The sequence below is a fragment of the Rubrivivax sp. JA1026 genome (assembly GCF_011065555.1).
Lineage (GTDB): Bacteria > Pseudomonadota > Gammaproteobacteria > Burkholderiales > Burkholderiaceae_C > Rubrivivax > Rubrivivax benzoatilyticus.
Map to the genome: position 1 here is coordinate 296836 of NZ_JAALCQ010000001.1, position 17877 is coordinate 314712.

General features: G+C 71.3%; 14 protein-coding genes and 1 other RNA gene. 6 read left to right on the plus strand and 9 right to left on the minus strand.

Going from position 1 to position 17877, the window contains the following annotated elements; all coding sequences use genetic code 11:
- The first annotated feature begins 111 nt into the window (after positions 1 to 111).
- Positions 112 to 1848 carry an HDOD domain-containing protein gene (locus G5B56_RS01385; protein WP_206026734.1) on the plus strand — a complete coding sequence of 579 codons (1737 nt, stop codon included), beginning with the start codon at positions 112 to 114 and terminating at the stop codon, positions 1846 to 1848.
- Positions 1845 to 4217, plus strand: a complete 2373-nt coding sequence (locus G5B56_RS01390) for a serine/threonine protein kinase (RefSeq protein WP_164962089.1) — start codon at positions 1845 to 1847, stop codon at positions 4215 to 4217. The genes G5B56_RS01385 and G5B56_RS01390 overlap by 4 nt, the downstream gene beginning before the upstream one ends.
- Positions 4218 to 4251: 34 nt before the next feature.
- Here the strand turns inward: G5B56_RS01390 and G5B56_RS01395 are convergent, their stop codons facing one another.
- The 6 genes from G5B56_RS01395 to G5B56_RS01420 all read right to left on the minus strand — a co-directional run bounded on the left by G5B56_RS01395 (position 4252) and on the right by G5B56_RS01420 (position 10117).
- Positions 4252 to 5577: a metallophosphoesterase gene (locus G5B56_RS01395; protein ID WP_240920612.1), complete on the minus strand. Its 1326-nt coding sequence runs from the start codon at positions 5575 to 5577 to the stop codon at positions 4252 to 4254.
- 269 nt (positions 5578 to 5846) lie between these two features.
- Positions 5847 to 7133, minus strand: a complete 1287-nt coding sequence (locus G5B56_RS01400; protein WP_009857172.1) for a sensor histidine kinase — start codon at positions 7131 to 7133, stop codon at positions 5847 to 5849.
- Positions 7130 to 7858: a LytTR family DNA-binding domain-containing protein gene (locus tag G5B56_RS01405; RefSeq protein ID WP_240920613.1), complete on the minus strand. Its 729-nt coding sequence runs from the start codon at positions 7856 to 7858 to the stop codon at positions 7130 to 7132. Before G5B56_RS01405 ends, G5B56_RS01400 begins: the two co-directional genes overlap by 4 nt.
- Before the next feature lie 237 nt (positions 7859 to 8095).
- Positions 8096 to 8707 carry a porin family protein gene (locus tag G5B56_RS01410; protein ID WP_240920615.1) on the minus strand — a complete coding sequence of 204 codons (612 nt, stop codon included), beginning with the start codon at positions 8705 to 8707 and terminating at the stop codon, positions 8096 to 8098.
- 126 nt (positions 8708 to 8833) lie between these two features.
- An RNA gene (gene ffs / locus G5B56_RS01415) (signal recognition particle sRNA small type) lies at positions 8834 to 8931 on the minus strand.
- A 70-nt stretch (positions 8932 to 9001) separates the two neighbouring features.
- Positions 9002 to 10117: an AIR synthase-related protein gene (locus tag G5B56_RS01420; RefSeq protein ID WP_164962092.1), complete on the minus strand. Its 1116-nt coding sequence runs from the start codon at positions 10115 to 10117 to the stop codon at positions 9002 to 9004.
- Between the two features lie 38 nt (positions 10118 to 10155).
- Here G5B56_RS01420 and dnaX point away from each other — a divergent pair, with 38 nt between their 5' ends.
- The 3 genes from dnaX (at position 10156) to recR (ending at position 13150) form a co-directional block, all read left to right on the plus strand.
- Positions 10156 to 12156, plus strand: coding sequence for a DNA polymerase III subunit gamma/tau (dnaX, locus tag G5B56_RS01425; RefSeq protein WP_164962093.1), 2001 nt, complete (start codon positions 10156 to 10158; stop codon positions 12154 to 12156).
- Positions 12157 to 12225: 69 nt separating this feature from the next.
- Positions 12226 to 12552 carry a YbaB/EbfC family nucleoid-associated protein gene (locus G5B56_RS01430; RefSeq protein WP_009857816.1) on the plus strand — a complete coding sequence of 109 codons (327 nt, stop codon included), beginning with the start codon at positions 12226 to 12228 and terminating at the stop codon, positions 12550 to 12552.
- Positions 12553 to 12562: 10 nt separating this feature from the next.
- Positions 12563 to 13150: a recombination mediator RecR gene (gene recR, locus G5B56_RS01435; protein WP_009857815.1), complete on the plus strand. Its 588-nt coding sequence runs from the start codon at positions 12563 to 12565 to the stop codon at positions 13148 to 13150.
- Between the two features lie 154 nt (positions 13151 to 13304).
- On the opposite strand, the gene G5B56_RS01440 is transcribed toward recR, so the two are convergent.
- Positions 13305 to 15254, minus strand: coding sequence for a U32 family peptidase (locus G5B56_RS01440; protein ID WP_164962094.1), 1950 nt, complete (start codon positions 15252 to 15254; stop codon positions 13305 to 13307).
- A gap of 127 nt (positions 15255 to 15381) precedes the next feature.
- Complete coding sequence (gene thrH / locus G5B56_RS01445) at positions 15382 to 15996, minus strand: bifunctional phosphoserine phosphatase/homoserine phosphotransferase ThrH (RefSeq protein WP_009857813.1); 615 nt, start codon at positions 15994 to 15996, stop codon at positions 15382 to 15384.
- 159 nt (positions 15997 to 16155) lie between these two features.
- On the opposite strand from thrH, the gene G5B56_RS01450 reads away from it, so the two are divergent.
- Entirely contained in the window at positions 16156 to 16743 is a 588-nt protein-coding gene (locus tag G5B56_RS01450; RefSeq protein ID WP_164962095.1) for a hypothetical protein, read from the plus strand.
- Between the two features lies 1 nt (position 16744).
- Here G5B56_RS01450 and G5B56_RS01455 read toward each other — a convergent pair whose 3' ends face one another.
- Positions 16745 to 17821, minus strand: a complete 1077-nt coding sequence (locus G5B56_RS01455) for a S1C family serine protease (protein WP_164962096.1) — start codon at positions 17819 to 17821, stop codon at positions 16745 to 16747.
- Positions 17822 to 17877 lie beyond the last annotated feature (56 nt).

The following is a 17877-nucleotide window of genomic DNA, read 5'->3' on the forward strand; positions in this document are numbered from 1 at the left end:
TGCGGCTATCGCCGCGATAGCCCAGGGGCGCGGTGGCGCCCACGAACTGGGCGCGATTCGCCCGGCACATCGGGTTATCGTGCCGGCCGTCCGCGGATTCCAATCGCTTACATGTCCAACCCCGTTCCAGCCACGGAGGCGACGCCGCGCGCGGGTGCGGTGCGCCACTTCGGCTCCTACCAACTGCTGCGGCTCGTCGGCAAGAGCGAGCGCACGATGGCTTGGCGGGTCGCCGACACGCGGGGCGGGCGCGAGTTGCTGCTGCTGCTGCCCAGGGCGCAGCCGGCCGACCTCGCGGCGCTCGAACGCTGGACCGAGACCGTGCAGCGTGCCTCGCGGCTGCAGCATCCCCATCTGGCCGTCGCCGTGGACATCGGCGTCCAGGACGGCTGGCCCTATGTCGCCTACGACGCCGACGATCTGGCCACGCTGGGCGAGCGCGTCGGCCCGCAGGGCCTGCCGGCGTCCGAATGCGCCGGGATCTTCGTGCAGCTGCTGGCCGGGCTGGCCTTCGCGCACCAGGCCGGCGTCGCGCACCAGGATCTGCAGGGTTTTGCCGTGCTGGCCGACGACCAGGGCCGCGTGCGGCTGGCCGGGCTCGAGGTCGCCGCCCCGACCGGTGCGGCGCCGACGCTGGCCGGCCAGCGTGACGCCTCCCAGCGCGACGTGCTCGCTGCCGGCCTGCTGCTGCACCATGCGCTGGCCGGTCAGCATGCGCTGGACGAGCCCGACACCGGCCGCGTCGTCGAACGCCTGCCGCCGCTGGGGCGCGAGATCGTCCGCCTGCCCTGGGCGACCGCGCAGCTGGTGCCCGAGCCGCTGCGCGCCATCGTCAACCGCGCCACCGACCGCCAGGAGCGCCAGCGCTACCGCACCGCCCGCACGCTGTCGCGGGCGCTCGAAGGCTGGATCGAGACCGAGGCCGGCGGCGGCGGCGCGCTGGCGCTGCTGTCCGACCGGCTGCGCGCCGCCGGCGTGCTGCCGGCGCAGCCCGGTGCCGCCGGGCGGCTGAACCGGCTGGGCGCGATGGAGCGCCAGCGCACCGACGAGATCGCCGAGGTCGCGCTGCAGGATCTGGCGCTGGCCTTCGAGCTGCTGCGCGCCGTCAACACCGCCCACGTGCGTGGTGCCCAGGTCTCGGGCAGCGGGCCGGTGCTGACGGTGCGCCGCGCGATCGCGATGCTGGGCATCGACGGCGTGCGCCGCGCGGCGACCGCGCTGCGCCCCTGGCCGGGGCCGCTGTCCGAGCACGCCGCGGCCGACCTGCTGCAGCTGATCGCCCAGGTCAAGCGCGCCGGGCGCATCGCCGCGGCGCTGCGCCCGGCGGGTTACGACGCCGAGGTCGTGACGCTGCTCGCGATGCTGCAGAACCTCGGCCGGCTGGTGCTGCAGTACCACTTCCCCGACGAGGCGCAGCAGATCCGCCGCCTGATGCTGCCGGCACCGGGCGCCGAGCGCGAGGACCCGGGCATGAACGAGCAGGCTGCGGCCTTCGCTGTGCTGGGCATCGACGTCGAATCGCTGGGACTCGCCGTCGCCCGCCACTGGGGCCTGGACGACACGGTGCTGCACATGATCCGCCGGCTGCCGCTGGAGACGCCGGTGCGCCATGCCGACGACGACACCGAGCTGCTGCGCCAGGTCGCCAGCGCCGGCAACGAGATCGTCGACGTGCTCGCGACGGCGGGGGCGGCGAGCGGCCCGGCGCTGCAGCGCGTCGCGCTGCGTTATGCGCGTGCGCTGGGGCTGTCGGCCAAGGAGCTGCAGGACGCGGTCGCGGCCTCGTTGCGCCCGGCCGGCGCCGAGCCGCCGCCGGCGCGCCCGGCCGCGACGGGTGGCCGCGCGTGACACCCGGGGCCCGCGTCGGGCGCTTCGAGCTGCGCCGTGAACTCGGCCGCGGGGCCCAGGCCAGCGTCTGGCTGGCCCACGATCCCCGGCTCGACCGCGAGGTCGCGCTCAAGCTGCTCAACGCCGGCGCCGACGGCAGCGATGTCGATGCCTGGCTGCACGAGGCGCGCAGCGTCAGCCGTCTGAGCCACCCGAACGTCGTGCCGGTCTTCGAGGCCGACCGCCACGGCAGCCAGCCGTACTTCGTCTTCGAGTACGTGCCGGGCCGCACCCTGGCCGAGACGCTGCGCGAGCGCGGCGCGCTGCCGGCGCGCGAGGCGGTGACGCTGATGCTGGGCATCCTCGACGCGCTGGCCGCGGCGCACGCCCAGGGCATCGTGCACCGCGACCTCAAGCCGTCGAACGTGCTGCTCGGCGAGGACGGCCGGCCGCGGGTCATGGACTTCGGCATCGCCACCCGGCTGGACGCCGGCGGCGCCCACCGCGGCGTCATCGTCGGCACGCCGGGCTATCTGTCGCCCGAGGCGGCGCGCGGCGAACGCCCGACCCCGGCGCTCGACGTCTTCTCCGCCGGTGTCGTGCTCGGCGAGATGCTGGGCGGCACGCGGCTGCTGCCCGAGCGCGACCCGCGCCGGGCGATCGAGCGTGTGCAGCACGAGGACCTCGACATCCCGGCGCAGGCGCCGGTGGAGGACACGCTGCGTGCCGCCGTGCGCCGCGCGCTCGAACGCGACACCCGCCTGCGTTACGCCTCGGTGCAGGAGCTGCACGCGGCGCTGACGCGCTGGCTGGACCCGGACACCGACGCCGAGTCGCCGGCCGCGGCCGGCCACGGCACGCTGGACTTCCTGCTGCGCCGCATGCGCCGCAAGGGCGACTTCCCGGCGCTGTCGGAGTCGGTGGTGCGCATCCAGCGCGTGGCCACCTCCGAGACCGACACGCTGGCGCGGCTGTCGGCCGAGATCCTCAAGGACGTCGCGCTGACCAACAAGCTGCTGCGTGTCGTCAACACCGCCCACTTCAGCACCGCCGGCGGCGCCGTCAGCACGGTCTCGCGCGCCGTCGCGCTGGTCGGCTTCGCGACGATCCGCGACATGGCGCTGTCGCTGGTGCTGCTCGAGCACATGCGCGACAAGGCGCACGCCAGCCAGCTCAAGGAGGAGTTCCTGCGGGCGCTGATGGCCGGCACGCTGGCCGACGAGCTGAGCGCCGGCGCGCGCGACGGCGAGGAGACCTTCCTCGGCTCGATGTTCCAGAACCTCGGCCGCATGCTGACCGAGTACTACTTCCCCGAGGAGGCCGAGCAGATCCGCGGCCTGCTCGACGGCCGCGACGCGCCGGCCCGGGTGCACGAGGCGGCGGCCGCACGGGTGCTGGGCATCGGCTTCGAGGAGCTGGGCGTCGGCATCGCGCGCTCCTGGGGGCTGCCCGAGACGCTGCTGCGCACGATGCGCGCGCCCGAGGGCGAGGCGCCCGCGCGCCCGGTCGAGCGCGGCGTCGAGCGCCAGCGCTGGCTCGGCCGGCTGGGCAACGAGATGGCCGACGCGATGCTGTTCCTCGAGCCCGAGGCGCTGCCCGAGCGCCTGGCCGAGCTCGGCGCGCGCTACGCGCCGGGGCTGGGCATGGCCGCGCGCGACATCGTCAAGGCTGCCGACACCGCGCGCCAGCGCCTGGCCGAACTGGTGCCGGCGATGGGCGTGCAGACCGCACGCGGCGCGCGCGCGCGGCGGCTGCTGCAGGCGCAGGCCCCGGCCGAGGAGGCCGACACGCTGTCCGCCCTGCAACTCGACGCCCAGACCGTGGCCGTGGCGCAGGACACCCAGGGCCGCGTCGCGCCGGCGCCGCCGGCGATGGTCGACGTGCTCGCCGCCGGCATCCAGGACATCACCAACACCATGGTCGCCGACGACTTCCGGCTCAACGAGGTGCTGCGCATGGTGCTGGAGACCATGTACCGGGCGCTGGACTTCCGCCGCATCGTCTTCTGCCTGCGCGACCCGAAGACCGAGACGCTGACCGGCCGCTTCGGGCTGGGCGAGGGCGTCGACGCCGTGAGCCGCGTCTTCCGCGTGCCGCTGCGCCCCGGCCCGACGCCGGACCTGTTCGCCGCCGTCTGCGCCAAGGGCATGGACACGCTGATCGCCGACGCCACCGCCGCCAACATCGTCGCCCGGCTGCCGGCCTGGTACCGCGAGCAGGTGGCGGCGCCGTCGTTCCTGCTGCTGCCGATGACGCTGAAGAACTCGACCTTCGCGCTGATCTACGCCGACAAGGCCGAGCCCGGCACGCCCGGGCTCGGCGAGAAGGAACTGGCGCTGCTGCGCACGCTGCGCAACCAGGCGGTGATGGCCTTCCGCCAGCGCGGCTGAGCGCCGCCTCGCGGCGGCGCCGTCGCCGTCGCCGTCACTCGTCGTGGCCGGAGACGCTCGCGGTGATGTCGTTCACCGTGCCTTCGTCGACGAAGCTCAGGACCGCCTTCTGGCCGCTGGCGCCGGTCGACAGGACCACGAAGGTGCGCGGGGCCCTGTCGTAGTCGACGTTGTCGTCGACCCAGGTGCCGGAGTTGAGGTAGCACTTGCCGTTGGCCAGCTCGCGGAACGTGGGCACGTGGGTGTGGCCGAAGACGACGACGTCGACGTTCTCGTCCGGGTTCTCGAGGTACTGCGCGCGGGCCTGGGCGTAGAAGTACTCGTACTTGATCGCGCCCTTGACCGCGCTGACGAAGCTGCTGGGCACCTTCACGCCGTTGAGCGTCTGCCGGTCGGCCCAGGTGCGCTGGATGTTGCGGAACAGCACCGGCGCGGTGATCGTGCCGTCGGCCTGCTGCGCCGGATAGAAGTCCAGATAGCTGTAGCGGTCGTTGAAGCCGCAGATGCGCATGTCGAAGATCTTTTCCTCGACGCCCTGGTACGGCGTCATGCGCGTCGAGATGTCCCTCAGCACCGAGTGGTAGAGGAAGGCCCCGTACTGGTCCACGTCCGACTCGTCGGGGATGTTCGTGACCGTCGGCAGGATCTTCGGCACGCTGGGCTTGTCCTGCAGCACCCAGGTGGCGGCGTAGCGCGCGTAGAAGTAGCCGGCGGGCAGGAAGGTGTCGGCGTTGCCGCAGAGCTCGGCATTGGTCAGCGTGTCCGGCGCCGAGAACACGTCGTAGCGGTGGCCGTGCTCGATGACGATCTCGCGGCGGTCGCCGGTGTAGTAGGCGCCGAGCCCGCGGACGTCGCGGGCCTGCACCAGGCGCGGGATCGCGGCCTGCAGCACGGCGGCTTCGAGCGTCAGGTCGTGGTTGCCGGGCACGTAGACCAGCCGGATGCCGCTGGAGATCACCCGGTTCAGTTCCTTGAAGACCTCGACGTTGTTCGCGATGACGTCCCGGTAGAACTGCACCTGGTCGGTGTGGCTCGGGTACTCGACCGGCAGGAACCATTCGTCGAGGAAGTCCCCGGCGATGACCAGCTCGCGCACGTCGCGGGTGTTCTGCAGGCACTGCAGGAACCTGACCAGCAGCGGCCGGTTGTCCAGCGTCTCGGTGTAGCGGTCGTCGATGCCCAGGTGCAGGTCGCTGATGACGACGATCTTGTCGCGGCTGCTGCCGGCGGCCCACAGCGGGGTGGCGTCCGACGCCGGTTCGGAGCCGTCGTCCCAGCAGCCGGAGAGATTCAGCGTCGCGAGGCACGCGCCGGTGCCGGCGCCGAGGGTCTTGAGGAAGTTTCTGCGGGAGAAAGTCATGTGGACCTCCGACAACCGGCGGGTGTCTTCTGAAGATATGCTCCAAATGCTAGCGCGCGCCCTTGCGGGAAATTGCCGGTGCACTCCAGTGGCTGGCTTTTGCACTCAAAAGCGGTTTGTCGGGAGCGCTTTGAAATCCTGCGGCGAAAACTCCGGAGTTCGCCGTCACGGCCCTTTGCTGGGTATGTCGTGAACAGTTCCCGAATTCTCTTTCGGATTCCGCCTGCGGCGTTCCCGGCTTGCGCTCGGGCAACCCCCGGCGGGCCGTTCTAGATCAGCAGCCGGACGCGGAACGAACCGTTCTCGACGCGGTACAGCAGCTCCGCGTCGTGTGTCTTGGCGAAGGCCGCGACGCTCCGGCTGCCGATGCCATGGCCTTCGCGCCGCACGACCGGCTGGCCGGCGTCGTCGAGCGCGGTGTCGGCGCTGCAAGAGTTCTCGATCTCGAGCAGCAGCCGTCCGGCGTTGCGGGCGATGAAGCGCAGGTAAGGCGTCTGCCCCTCGGGCAGGCGCGTGCAGGCCTGCAGCGCGTTCTCCATCAGGTTCGACACCACCATCGACAGCGCCAGCGCGTCGACCTTCAGTTCGGCCGGCACCTCGAGGCTGATCTCGGTGCGGATGCCGGCCTGCTCGGCGAGGCCGGCGTAGTGGCTGACCGCCGCGTTCACCACCGGGTTCTCGCAGAACACCCTGGCGAGTTCGGGCGCCGGCCGGTCCTCGCTGCGCAGCAGGGCGGTGGCTTCGGCCGTCTGGCCGCGCTCGAGCAGGCCTTGCAGCACGTGGTTGAAGTGGCGACGGTCGTGCGCCGCGCGGCTGTTCTGCAGCGCCGCCGTTTCCATCAGCTGCAGCCGCGCCGCCATGCCCGTCGTCGCCAGCTGCAGATACTGGCGCTCGGCCGCGATCACGAGGTGGTGTTCACGCATCCGGTACTGCGCCGTGATCGTCTTCAGCGAATGCACGATGGCGACGTAGATCGACAGGCCGAGCAGGGTCAGCAAGAACAGCGGCGAGCCGTTGTCCGTCAGCATCTGCTGGATGTCGCCGCCGAAGAAGTGGCCGAGAAAACACAGCAGCAGCGCCGTCGCCGGCAGGATGTAGACCGGCCAGTTGTCCAGCACCCGCCGGTACAGCGCCGACACCCAGCGGCGAAAGGCCAGGATCACCGCCGCGAACAGGAGAAAGCGCAGCAGCGTGTTGCCGTACTCTGGATCGGGCAGCACCGCCCGGAAGTAGTAGCTGAGGAAGACGATCGCCGCGTAGATATTGATCATGGTGATGTAGCTGAAACACCACTGCATGACGCTGTCGCTGAACAGCGGTTTCATAACGATGGCGATGACGAGCAGCATCGCCAGATCGACGTAGAAGACCGCGGTGTAGTCTCCGTTCAGATAGAAGTAATAGTTCGCGCCGAGGTTCGCCGCCAGAATCAGTGCCGTCGCCGCGATGTAGATTCTCTTGTCGCGATACTTCGGCATCGCCATCGTGCACAGCAGCAGTATCAGCATGACGTCGGTGACGAGCGCCCGCAGCAGATCCGGAAAATGCTCGCTCAAGGCCGCCCCGCCAGATCATCCAGGTACGCGTCGCGCACCGCCGCGTAGCGTTTTTCGGCGATCGGCACGAGCTTGCCGTGGCGCAGCGAGAAGCTGTCCCGGCTGAAGCGCTCGACGTGGCGCAGGTTGACGACGTAGGCCGCGTGGCACTGCACGAAGCGGCGGTCCTCGAGCAGCGGCGCGCAGTGCTCCGCGAAACTCTCGCGGAAGGTCCGGCTGACGATCCGGTCGCCGTCCCTGAGGGTGACGGCGGCGGTGTGATCCTGGTATTCGCAGCAGGCGATGTCGGCCAGCCGCAGCACACGCAGGCCGTCGCCGCTCTTCACCCTGAAGGTCCGGTCATCGTGCACGTCGGCCTTGGCGACGGCCAGCGCCAGCGCCTCGAACAGCGGCGCCTCGGCGATCGGCTTGACGAGGTAGGCCAGCGGCTGGGCGGCATAGGCGCGCAGCGCGAACTGCGGCTCGGTCGTGGTGTAGACGATCTGCGCCTCGCGGTCGACGCGGCGGATCTCCTGGCCGAGCTCCAGGCCGCTGACCATCGGCATGACGATGTCCAGCAGGTAGAGGTGAAAGCTCTTCGTCGCGAGGGCGTCGAGCAGCGCGTCGGGGTGGGCGAAGGTGCAGACCTCCGCGTCGAGCTCGTGTTCGCCGAGGTAGCGGCGGGTCAGCGACGACAGGTGTTGCAGTTCGTCCGGGACGTCGTCGCAAATCGCTATTCGGATCATCGGTTCGGCCGTCGCGTCGTGAGGGCGGTCGCCCATTGTCGCGGCATGCCCCGGTCGCCGTGGCGAAATCTGGTGCAACGGGCGGACGAACGGCGGCCGTGTCCGGTGCCGGGGCGTCGGCCGCGTCTTGTTTCGCGGCGGCGCATTGTTTCTCGGTAATGGCGTGCGACGCCAACGCGAACGGTGAACGAAAAAGGCCCGCCAGTGGCGGGCCCGTGACGTCGGTCGATGTGGGGGTCAGAACTTGTAGCCGACGCCGAAGGTGAAGCCGTCGACCTTGATGTCGTCCTTGTTGTAATAGCGCATGTAATCCAGCACGCCGTACACGTTCTTCGAGAACGTGTACTTCACGCCGGCGCCGAACGAGAAGTCGTTGTCGCTGTCCGAGGCGCTGCCGTAGCCGACGACCGTCGCCTTGACCTTGCTTTCGGCGAAGCCGATGCGGCCGAACAGTTCCAGGCCCTCGGCGACCTCGACCTTCGGCTTGACGTACAGGCCGTAGGTGCGCTGAACCTTCAGCTTGAGGGTTTCGCCTTCGAAGCTGACCGAATCGTCGGAAGTGCCGAGACCCAGCATGGCTTCGATGGCGACATTCGGGTGGATTTCGTAGCCGAGGATGCCGCGGATCATGCCGAAGTCGAGGTCGACGCCGGCGACGTCGGCGTTCAGCATCGAATAGCCCACTTCGCCGTAAATCGGCGATGCATTCGTTTGAGCTTGCGCGGCGCCGCAGGCCAGAACGGCGGCGGCGATCATTGCGATCTTCTTCATTGTTTCCCTGTGATTTTGTGGCTGCAGGTCGAACGCCTGCAGGGCCGCGAAATTACAGATGGAAACGGCGAACGTCAACGCCCGGCCAGAGGGCAGGGGGCTGTGTCATGTCGACTTTTTGATCCGTGTCAGGGTGCGTGAATCGCAGCCCCGGTGCGCCATCGGCGGCGCGCGATGGCGGGCCGACTGGCGTCAGAGAGGGAGGGTGACGAGCCTTACCCCCGGCACTGGTTGCAACGCTTAGGGCTGCTTGGTTCCCCACCTGACCCGGTTGGGCGCGCTTCCATGCGGGGAGGCCCGTCACGGCGCATTCTAGCCGCAGTGCGCGGCCGGCCCGACGGTGCCCAGGTGGCACCGCGGGCCATGGCCTCGTCAGCGCAGCTGCAGCGCGTCGTCGCCCCACTCGATGCCCAGCGGCTCGACGATCAGGCGCTTGGGGCCGGCCTCGACACGGCCGGCGACGAGGGCCTCGATGCCCTGGGCGCGCGCGATCTCGACGGTGCGCTCGGCGTCCGCGGCGGCGACGTAGAGCGCGAAGCCCGCGCCCATGTTCAGCGTGCCGTAGGCCTCGGCGTCGTCCTGGCCGGCGTGGCGCTGGATGAAGGCCAGCACCGGCGTCACCTTGGGCACTGCCGTGATGCGGTAGGTGAAGCTGCCCGGGTGACGCAGCAGCTTGCGCCAGCCGTGGCCGGTGATGTTGGCGGCGTAGCGCACACGCACGCCGGCGGCGGCCAGCGCTTCGGTGACCGGCGAATACAGCGTCGTCGGCGCGAGCAGCGCGTCGCCGTACGTCAGGCCCGGTTCGACCTCGGTCAGGTAGCCCTCGGGCAGGCGCTCGACCAGCTTGCGCGCCAGGCTCAGGCCGTTGGCGTGGATGCCGCTGGAGGCCAGCAGCACGATGGCGTTGCCCGGCTCCAGCTCGTCGCCCAGCGACAGGCGCTGCTTCGGGTTGACGATGCCGGTGCACGAGGCGGCCAGGTCGATGCGGCCGCTCTCGACGATGCCGGCCAGCGCCGGCGTCTCGCCGCCGCCCCAGGCGACGCGGCAGGTGTCGCAGGCCGCCTTCCAGCCGGCCACCAGCGCCTGCGCGCGTTCGGCGTCGCCGAACCAGTCGCTGCCGCCGGCGGCCCAGTAGGCCTGCACGACCAGCGGCGTGGCGCCGACGGTGATCAGGTCGTTGACCGCCATCGCGATCGTGTCCTGGGCTATTGCCGAGTAGTAGCTGCGGCCGGTGAGCTTGTGCATCTCGTCGGCGACCAGGGCCTTGCTGCCCAGGCATTCGACGATGCTGGCGAGGTAGAACGGGCCGACGTCGACGACGTAGGCGGATTCGCCGCGCGAGGCCTTCACCTCGGTGAAGCCGTGGCCCGCGAGATGCGGGGCGGTGGCGGCGGCGGCGCGCTGCGCGGCCACTTTGAGCGGGTCGATCAGGTCGTAGACGACGCCGGACTGCTCGTAGCTCAGCGGAGTGTTGGCGGGTGCTTGCATGGGCCGGGATTATCGCCCCCCGCCCGTAGAATGGCCCGGTGAGCTACGTCGTCCTCGCGCGCAAATATCGTCCCCGCAGCTTCGACCAGATGGTCGGCCAGGAGCACGTCGTCCGTGCGCTGAGCAACGCGCTGGAGCAGCAGCGGCTGCACCACGCCTACCTCTTCACCGGCACGCGCGGCATCGGCAAGACCACCGTCTCGCGCATCCTGGCCAAGAGCCTGAACTGCACCGGGCCCGACGGCACCGGCGGCATCACCGCGCATCCCTGCGGCGTCTGCAGCGCCTGCACCGAGATCGACGCCGACCGCTACATCGACTACATCGAGCTCGACGCGGCCAGCAACCGCAGCATCGACGAGATCCGCGACCTGATCGAGCGCGCCGCCTACAAGCCCGGCATCGGCCGCTTCAAGGTCTTCATGATCGACGAGGCGCACCAGCTCACGAAGGACGCCTTCAACGCGCTGCTGAAGACGCTGGAGGAGCCGCCCGAGTACCTGAAGTTCGTGCTCGCGACGACCGACCCCGAGAAGATGCTGCCGACGGTGCTGTCGCGCTGCCTGCAGTTCAACCTGCGGCCGATGGCGCCGCAGACCGTGCACGAGCACCTGCAGAAGGTGCTGGCCGCCGAGCACGTGCCGCACGACGAGCCCTCGCTGCGCCTGCTGTCGCGCGCCGCGCGCGGCTCGATGCGCGACGCGCTGTCGCTGACCGACCAGGCCATCGCCTACGGCGGCGGTCGCGTCGACGAAGCCGTGGTGCGCGCCATGCTGGGCAGCGTCGACCGCGGCCATGCGCGCCGGCTGGTCGAGGCGCTGGCCGCACGCGACGGCGCCGCGGTGCTGGCCACCGTCGACGCGCTGCGGGCGATGGGGCTGTCGGCGTCGGCGACGCTGGAGGAGCTGGCCTCGCTGCTGCAGCAGATGGCCGTCGAGCAGGCCGTGCCCGGCGCGCTGGATGCGCAGGACCCGGACACCGAGGACGCGCGTGCGCTGGCCGGCGTGCTGCCGCCTGACGAGACGCAGCTGCTCTACAGCATTGCGCTGCACGGCCGCAGCGAGTTGGCGCTGATGAGCGACGAGTACGGCGCGCTGACGATGGTGCTGCTGCGCCTGCTGGCCTTCCCGCCGGCCGGCGCCGCGCCGGTGCCGCCGCGCGAGACGCCGCGCTCGGCGCCGCTGCGCGCGCCGTCGCCGCCGGCGATGACGATGCCGGTGGCCAAGGTGGCCGCGCCGGTGGCTCCGGTCGCGCCGCCCCGGCCGGCTCCGGTGGCTCCGGTGGCTCCGGTGGCCGAGCCTTTGCGCCAGCCTGCCGCGTCCGCTCCTGCGCCCGTGCGCGCCCCGGCGCCCGTCGCCGAGCGTCGCCCCGAAGCGCCCGCGCCGGTGCCGGCAGCGGCGCCCGAACGCGCCGCCCCGCGCCACGACGACCTTCCGCCGTGGATGGACGAGGAGCCGCCGCTCGAAGGCGAGTTCGCCGACGCGGTGCCGGCACCCGCCCGCGCGCCGTCGTCGCCCGAGCCCGTGCCCGAACCGGTCGAGGCCATGGCCTGCGAGCCGGCCGCCGACGAGCCGCCTCCCGTCGAACGCCGCCCGCGCCCGGTGCGCCGCGACGAGCCGCCGGCGCCGCCGCCGCGCACGCCGCTGGGCGACCGCTGGTATGCGCTGTGCCAGGCGATGGCCGAACGTGGCGCGGTTTCGGCGCTGCTGCGTGAACTGGCCTGGCAGGGCGGCTTGGCCGAAGTCGACGAGACGGCCACGCCGCAACGCTGGCGGCTGCAGGTCGAACGCGAGTCGCTGCGCACCCATGCGCTGCGCGAGAAGCTCGCCGCCGCGATGGCCGCCGAGCTCGGCGCCCCGGTCGATCTGGTGCTCGAGCCGGGCTCGCCGGAGGACACGCCGGCCCGCCGCGACGCCTGGGAGCGCACGCGCCGCCAGCAGGAGGCCGAGCACACCATCCGGCACGACCCGGTGGTGCTGGAGCTGATGCGCCAGTTCCCGACGGCGCGCCTGGTGCCGAACTCGATCAAGCCGGTCTGAGCGGCGCTGCCGCACGACGATAATCCCGCGTTTTCCGCGGCCCCGAGGCCGCCACGAAAGGACACGACGATGATGAAGGGCCACCTCGCCGGGCTGATGAAGCAGGCCCAGGCGATGCAGGAAAACATGAAGCGCGCCCAGGAAGAGCTGGCGCAGTTGGAGGTCGAGGGCCAGTCGGGCGCCGGCCTCGTGAAGGTCGTGATGACCTGCAAGCACGACGTGCGCCGCCTGAGCATCGACCCCAGCCTGCTGGCCGACGACAAGGACATGCTCGAGGACCTGGTCGCCGCCGCGTTCAACGACGCCGTGCGCCGTGCCGACGAGATCAGCGCCGAGAAGATGGGCAAGCTGACCGCCGGCATGCCGATGCCGCCGGGCATGAAGTTCCCGTTCTGACCTGCTGCCCGTGGCCGACACCGCGCTCGACGCGCTGATCGAGGCGCTGCGGCGGCTGCCGGGTGTCGGCCAGAAGTCGGCGCAGCGCGTCGCCTTCCACCTGCTGCAGCACGACCGCGATGGCGCGCGCCGCCTCGCGCATGCGCTGGACGTGGCTGCCGAGCGTGTGCACCACTGCGCGCGCTGCCACACCTTCACCGAAGACGAGGTCTGCCCGGTCTGCCGTGATCCCGAGCGCGACGGCCGGCTGCTGTGTGTCGTCGAGACGCCGGCCGACCAGCACGCGCTGGAACGCAGCGGCGGCTACCGCGGCCTGTACTTCGTGCTGATGGGCCGGCTGTCGCCGCTGGACGGCGTCGGCGCCGGCGACATCGGCGCCGCCGAGCTGATCGAACGTGCCAGCGACGGCACGGTGCAGGAGGTCATCCTGGCCACCAGCTTCACCGCCGAAGGCGAGGTCACCGCACACGCGCTGGCCCAGGCGCTGCGCGCCCGCGGCCTGAAGGTCACGCGCCTGGCACGCGGCGTGCCGGCCGGCAGCGAGATCGAATACGTCGACCTGGGCACGATCGCCCACGCGCTGGTCGACCGCCGCTGACGCGGCGGCTCAGCCCGCCCGCCGAAGACCGAGAAGACCGGGGTCAGGTCTCGTAAGACCTGACCCCACGAGACTGCGGGAGACCGGGGTCAGGTCTCGTGAGACCTGACCCCAGGCTGTCCAGGCTGTCTGACCCCAGCCTGTCGCGGCGGTCTCAGACGCGAGCCGCCGGCCGCGTCCGGTAGAAGCTCACCGGCTGCGCCTTGGCCTCGCGCAACACGCTCTTCCTGATGCGGCCGACGACGTGCATCTCGCAGGGCTTGCAGTCGAAGCGCAGCGTCAGGCGCTCGCCGCCGGAGACCAGCGTCAGCGGCTCGGCGCGCACCGTGCCCTGCACGCCGATGACGCCCTTGGCCTGCTTGGGGCACAGCGACAGCGACCAGCGCACGCAGTGGCGCGTGATCATCAGGCTGACTTCGTCGCTGCGCTCGTGGCTCTCGTAGGCCGCTTCGATCACCTTGACGCCGTGGCGGGCGTAGAACGCTGCGGCCTTCGTGTTGTGCACGTTGGCCAGATAGCTCAGCGTGTCCTCGGGGTAGGGCGCCGGCGGGTCCTTCGGCGTCGCACGCGGCAGCGGCTCGAAGGCCGCGGCGCGTGCCGCTTCCAGCGCCGCGACGGCGTCGCGGCGCAGCGCGTTGGCCACCGAGGCCGGCACGAACCACGGCGCCACGATGTCGACGGCACGCGCCTCGAAGATCGTGCCGCCCAGGCGCGCGAGGTTCTCGCGCAGCGTGGCTTCGTTGCGCGCCGCGTCCTTCGGGCGCTGATGCTCGTGAACGACCTCGGCATGCGCGTAGTGGCCGTCGGCGTCGACGAGCTGCAGCACGTAGCCTTGGCCGCTGGCCTCGAAACGCAGGTCGACCGGGATCAGGCGTTCGGCCGACTTCTTCTCCAGCAGCCGGTCCCAGGCCATGTCGCGGTTGCGGCTGATCGCGGCGTCGCGGCGCAGGTCCTTCAGCGTCTCGATCGGGGCGTTCGGCTGCACGCGCCAGGTGCGGCCACCCAGCGGCGTCGCGACGTTGACCGGCACGCCCTGCAGCTCGCCCTGGCGGTCCCACCAGGTCAGCGCGTCGCCGTTGTTCAGCGCCGCCGAGGCGTCGGTGAGCACGAGGTCGAAATGGTCCTTGCCGACGCGGGTGACGTGGCCGATCTCGACGCCGGCGTGTTTGGGCGTGTCGAAGGCGCCGATGTCGCTCTGGCGGCCGTTGACGAAGTAGTCGGTCGCGCCGCGGTTGAAGCTGCGCGCCGGGTCGGGCGTGAAGGTGTAGCGGCAGCGGCCGCTGGACGCGGCGCGCAGGTCGGGACGTTCGTCGAGCAGCCGGTCGAGCAACTGGCGGTAGTGCGCGGTGACGTTCTTCACCGTGCCCATGTCCTTGTAGCGGCCCTCGATCTTGAAGCTGCGCACGCCGGCGGCCACCAGCGCCGGCAGGTTGGCGCCCTGGTCGTTGTCCTTCAGCGAGAGCACGTGCTTCTCGTGCGCGACGATGCGGCCCTGGGCGTCGGTCACCGTGTACGGCAGCCGGCACTCCTGCGAGCACGAACCGCGGTTGGCGCTGCGCCCGGTGTGCGCGTGGCTGATGTAGCACTGGCCGCTGTAGGCGACGCACAGCGCGCCGTGCACGAAGAACTCCAGCACGACGCCGGGCGCGGCGGCGGCGATGGCCTGCACCTCGGCCAGCGTCAGCTCGCGCGCCAGCACCAGCTGCGAGAAGCTGGCGTCCTGCAGGAAACGCGCTTTCTCCGGCGTGCGGATGTCGGTCTGCGTGCTGGCGTGCAGCTGGATCGGCGGCAGGTCCAGCTCCAGCAGGCCCATGTCCTGGACGATCAGCGCGTCGGCGCCGGCACGCCAGACGTCCCAGGCCAGGCGGCGCGCGTCTTCCAGCTCGTCGTCGCGCAGGATGGTGTTCAGCGTGACGAAGACGCGCGCGTTCCAGCGGTGCGCATGGCGCGCCAGGCGTTCGATGTCGGCCAGCGCATTGCCCGCCTTGTCGCGCGCGCCGAAGCTCGGGCCGCCGATGTAGACGGCGTCGGCGCCGTGGTTGACGGCTTCGATGCCGACGTCGGCGTCGCGCGCCGGCGCGAGCAGTTCCAACGTGTCGCGCACGGAATGGACCACCCCCGAAGCGCCTTCGGCGCTCCCCCTCAAGGGGGCGCCGCCGGTGTCCCGGCAGAGCCGGTCCACGGCGGCTGCTTGATGTTCCTGCGGCATTCCGGCTATGAGCGGCTTGCGCTCAGCCGCGCAAGCGCTGGGCCGCGCCGTCGATCGACGCCTTCAGCTCGTCGTAGTTGCGGTTCACCGGGAACTGCGGGAACTGCGCGACGATGCTCTCGGGCGGGTGGATGAAGAAGCCGGCGTCGGCTGCGCCGAGCATGCCGGTGTCGTTGTACGAGTCGCCGGCGGCGATGACCTGGAAGTTCAGCGACTTCAGTGCGTTGACCGCGTGGCGCTTCTGGTCGGGCTGGCGCAGCTTGTAGTCGGCGACGTAGCCTTCGGCGTCGATCTCCAGCCGGTGGCAGAACAGCGTCGGCCGGCCGAGCTGGCGCATCAGCGGGTCGGCGAACTCGTAGAAGGTGTCCGACAGGATGATCACCTGGTAGCGCGAGCGCAGGTCGTCGAGGAACTCGCGCGCGCCGGGCAACGGCGCCATGCCGGCGATGACGTCCTGGATGTCGGCCAGCTTCAGGCCGTGCTCGCGCAGCATCGCCAGGCGCCAGCGCATCAGCTTGTCGTAGTCGGGCTCGTCGCGCGTCGTGCGCGAGAAGGCGGCGATGCCGGTGCGTTGCGAGAACGCGATCCAGATCTCGGGGACCAGCACCCCTTCGAGGTCGAGGCAGACGACTTTCATGGGGCGCGATGCTAGCGCAGCCGCTCGCCGCGTCGGCGCCGCGGCGGCCGTGATTTGTCCACGACCGGCCGGTCGTCAAGACCCCATCGAACGTCGGATGCGCGATGCGGCCGGCGTGCCGCCGCTATGCTGCCCGGCTGCACAACCGATGGAAACGTGATGGCCGAGGGCAAGGCCGACGGCCAGGAGCCGGCCGGCGCCGAACTGCTGGACAAGGTACGCCGCGAACTCTCGCGCCAGCAAGGGCGCAGCGAGGGTCCGCTGTACCGTGTCGTCGAGGTCGGGCGCGACAGCGACGGGCGGCTCGTCAAACACGCCCAGATCTGGCACAGCGACCTGTCGGTGGCGCGGCGTTTCGGCCGTGCGCTGGCCGCGAACTCGGTCGCCCAGCAGGTCACCGTGACCGACGCCGCAGGCAACATCCTCGAGGAGATCTCCCCGCCGCCGCCCGGTGTGCTGCCGCCTGGCTGGGACGGCTGGCGCGACCTGCCGCTGCCGCCGCTGCCGCGGCCCAAGCCGGCCAAGCCCAAGCCCACCTTCGGCAGCGTGCCGGCGGCGCTGGCGCGCTCCCATCCGCCGGCACCGCCTTCGCCGCCGCCGGTGCTGCCGGTGCTCGGCGCGGCACCGGCCGAAGCTCCGGCCGAACCGCTGCCTCAGACGATGCTGTCGCAGCCCGGCGAGGCCGCGTCGCCACCGGCGGCCAAGTCCGGCCCCGACGACGACGTCGAGATCGTCCTGCCGACCTGAGCTACTCGGCGCTGCCCAGCGTCACCGTCACGCTGCGCGACTGGCCGGCGCGCCAGACCGTCAGCGTCACGCGTTCGCCCGGCTGGCGCGTCTCCAGCAGTGACAGGATGTCGTCCAGGCTGTCGACCGCTTCGCCGGCCACCGCGGTGATGACGTCGCCGGCGACGATCTGCGAGCCGCGACCACGCTGGAAGGGTTTCAGCCCCGCCTTGGCCGCCGGGCTGCCCGGCTGCACCTGCACCAGCGGCACGCCGCGCGGCAGGCCCAGCGCGCGTGTCAGGTTGGCCGGCCCGGCGGTGACGCCGATCGCCGGGCGCAGGAAACGCCCGTCGCGGATCAGCCGCGGCACGATGCGGTTGACCTCGTCGACGGGAATTGCGAAGCCGATGCCGGCGCTGGCGCCGCTGGGGCTGGCGATCTGCGTGTTCACGCCGATCAGCCGGCCGGCGCTGTCGAGCAGCGGGCCGCCGGAGTTGCCGGGGTTGATCGCCGCGTCGGTCTGGATCACGCCGCGGATCGTGCGGTTGTTGAAGGACTCGATCTCGCGGCCCAGTGCGCTGACGATGCCGGTGGTCAGCGTCTGGTCCAGGCCGAAGGGATTGCCGATCGCGTAGACCCGCTGGCCGACACGCAGCTCGCGGCTGGAGCCGATGGCGATCGGCGGCAGCTTCTCGCGCGGTGCCTTGATGCGCAGCACCGCGAGGTCGCGGTCGGGGAAGGCGCCGACGAGTTCGGCGTCGAAGCTCGTCTGGTCGGCCAGCGTCACCTGGGCGCCGCTGCCGCCCTGGATGACGTGGAAGTTGGTGACGATGTGGCCCGCCTCGTCCCAGACGAAGCCGGTGCCGGTGCCGGCCGGCACCTGCTGCACGTTGAGCGAGAAGAAGTCGCGCCGCGCCGCCAGCGTCGTGATGTGCACGACCGAGGGTGATGCCTTGCGGAAGAGTTCGATGTGGGCCGTCTCCTCGGCCGACAGCGCGCCGCGTGGCGTGATCGGCCGCGGGCCGGCTTCGGTGCGCGCCTGCAGCGGCAGCGCCAGGCCGGCGAGGAGGAAGGCGAGGGCGATCGGCGTGTGTCTCATCGTTGATGCGGGGCCCGGCGGCCCCCACGTGGCCTTGTCGGCGCCGATTTTCTCAG

What these genes read in the sequence shown, in the direction of transcription:
- G5B56_RS01420 (WP_164962092.1), bottom strand. Translation starts at nt 10,117, where the DNA reads ATGCAAGCACCCGCCAACACTCCGCTGAGCTACGAGCAGTCCGGCGTC.
- G5B56_RS01430 (WP_009857816.1), top strand. Translation starts at nt 12,226, where the DNA reads ATGATGAAGGGCCACCTCGCCGGGCTGATGAAGCAGGCCCAGGCGATG.
- G5B56_RS01405 (WP_240920613.1), bottom strand. Translation starts at nt 7,858, where the DNA reads ATGATCCGAATAGCGATTTGCGACGACGTCCCGGACGAACTGCAACAC.
- G5B56_RS01455 (WP_164962096.1), bottom strand. Translation starts at nt 17,821, where the DNA reads ATGAGACACACGCCGATCGCCCTCGCCTTCCTCCTCGCCGGCCTGGCG.
- G5B56_RS01395 (WP_240920612.1), bottom strand. Translation starts at nt 5,577, where the DNA reads ATGACTTTCTCCCGCAGAAACTTCCTCAAGACCCTCGGCGCCGGCACC.
- G5B56_RS01385 (WP_206026734.1), top strand. Translation starts at nt 112, where the DNA reads ATGTCCAACCCCGTTCCAGCCACGGAGGCGACGCCGCGCGCGGGTGCG.
- thrH (WP_009857813.1), bottom strand. Translation starts at nt 15,996, where the DNA reads ATGAAAGTCGTCTGCCTCGACCTCGAAGGGGTGCTGGTCCCCGAGATC.
- G5B56_RS01450 (WP_164962095.1), top strand. Translation starts at nt 16,156, where the DNA reads ATGGCCGAGGGCAAGGCCGACGGCCAGGAGCCGGCCGGCGCCGAACTG.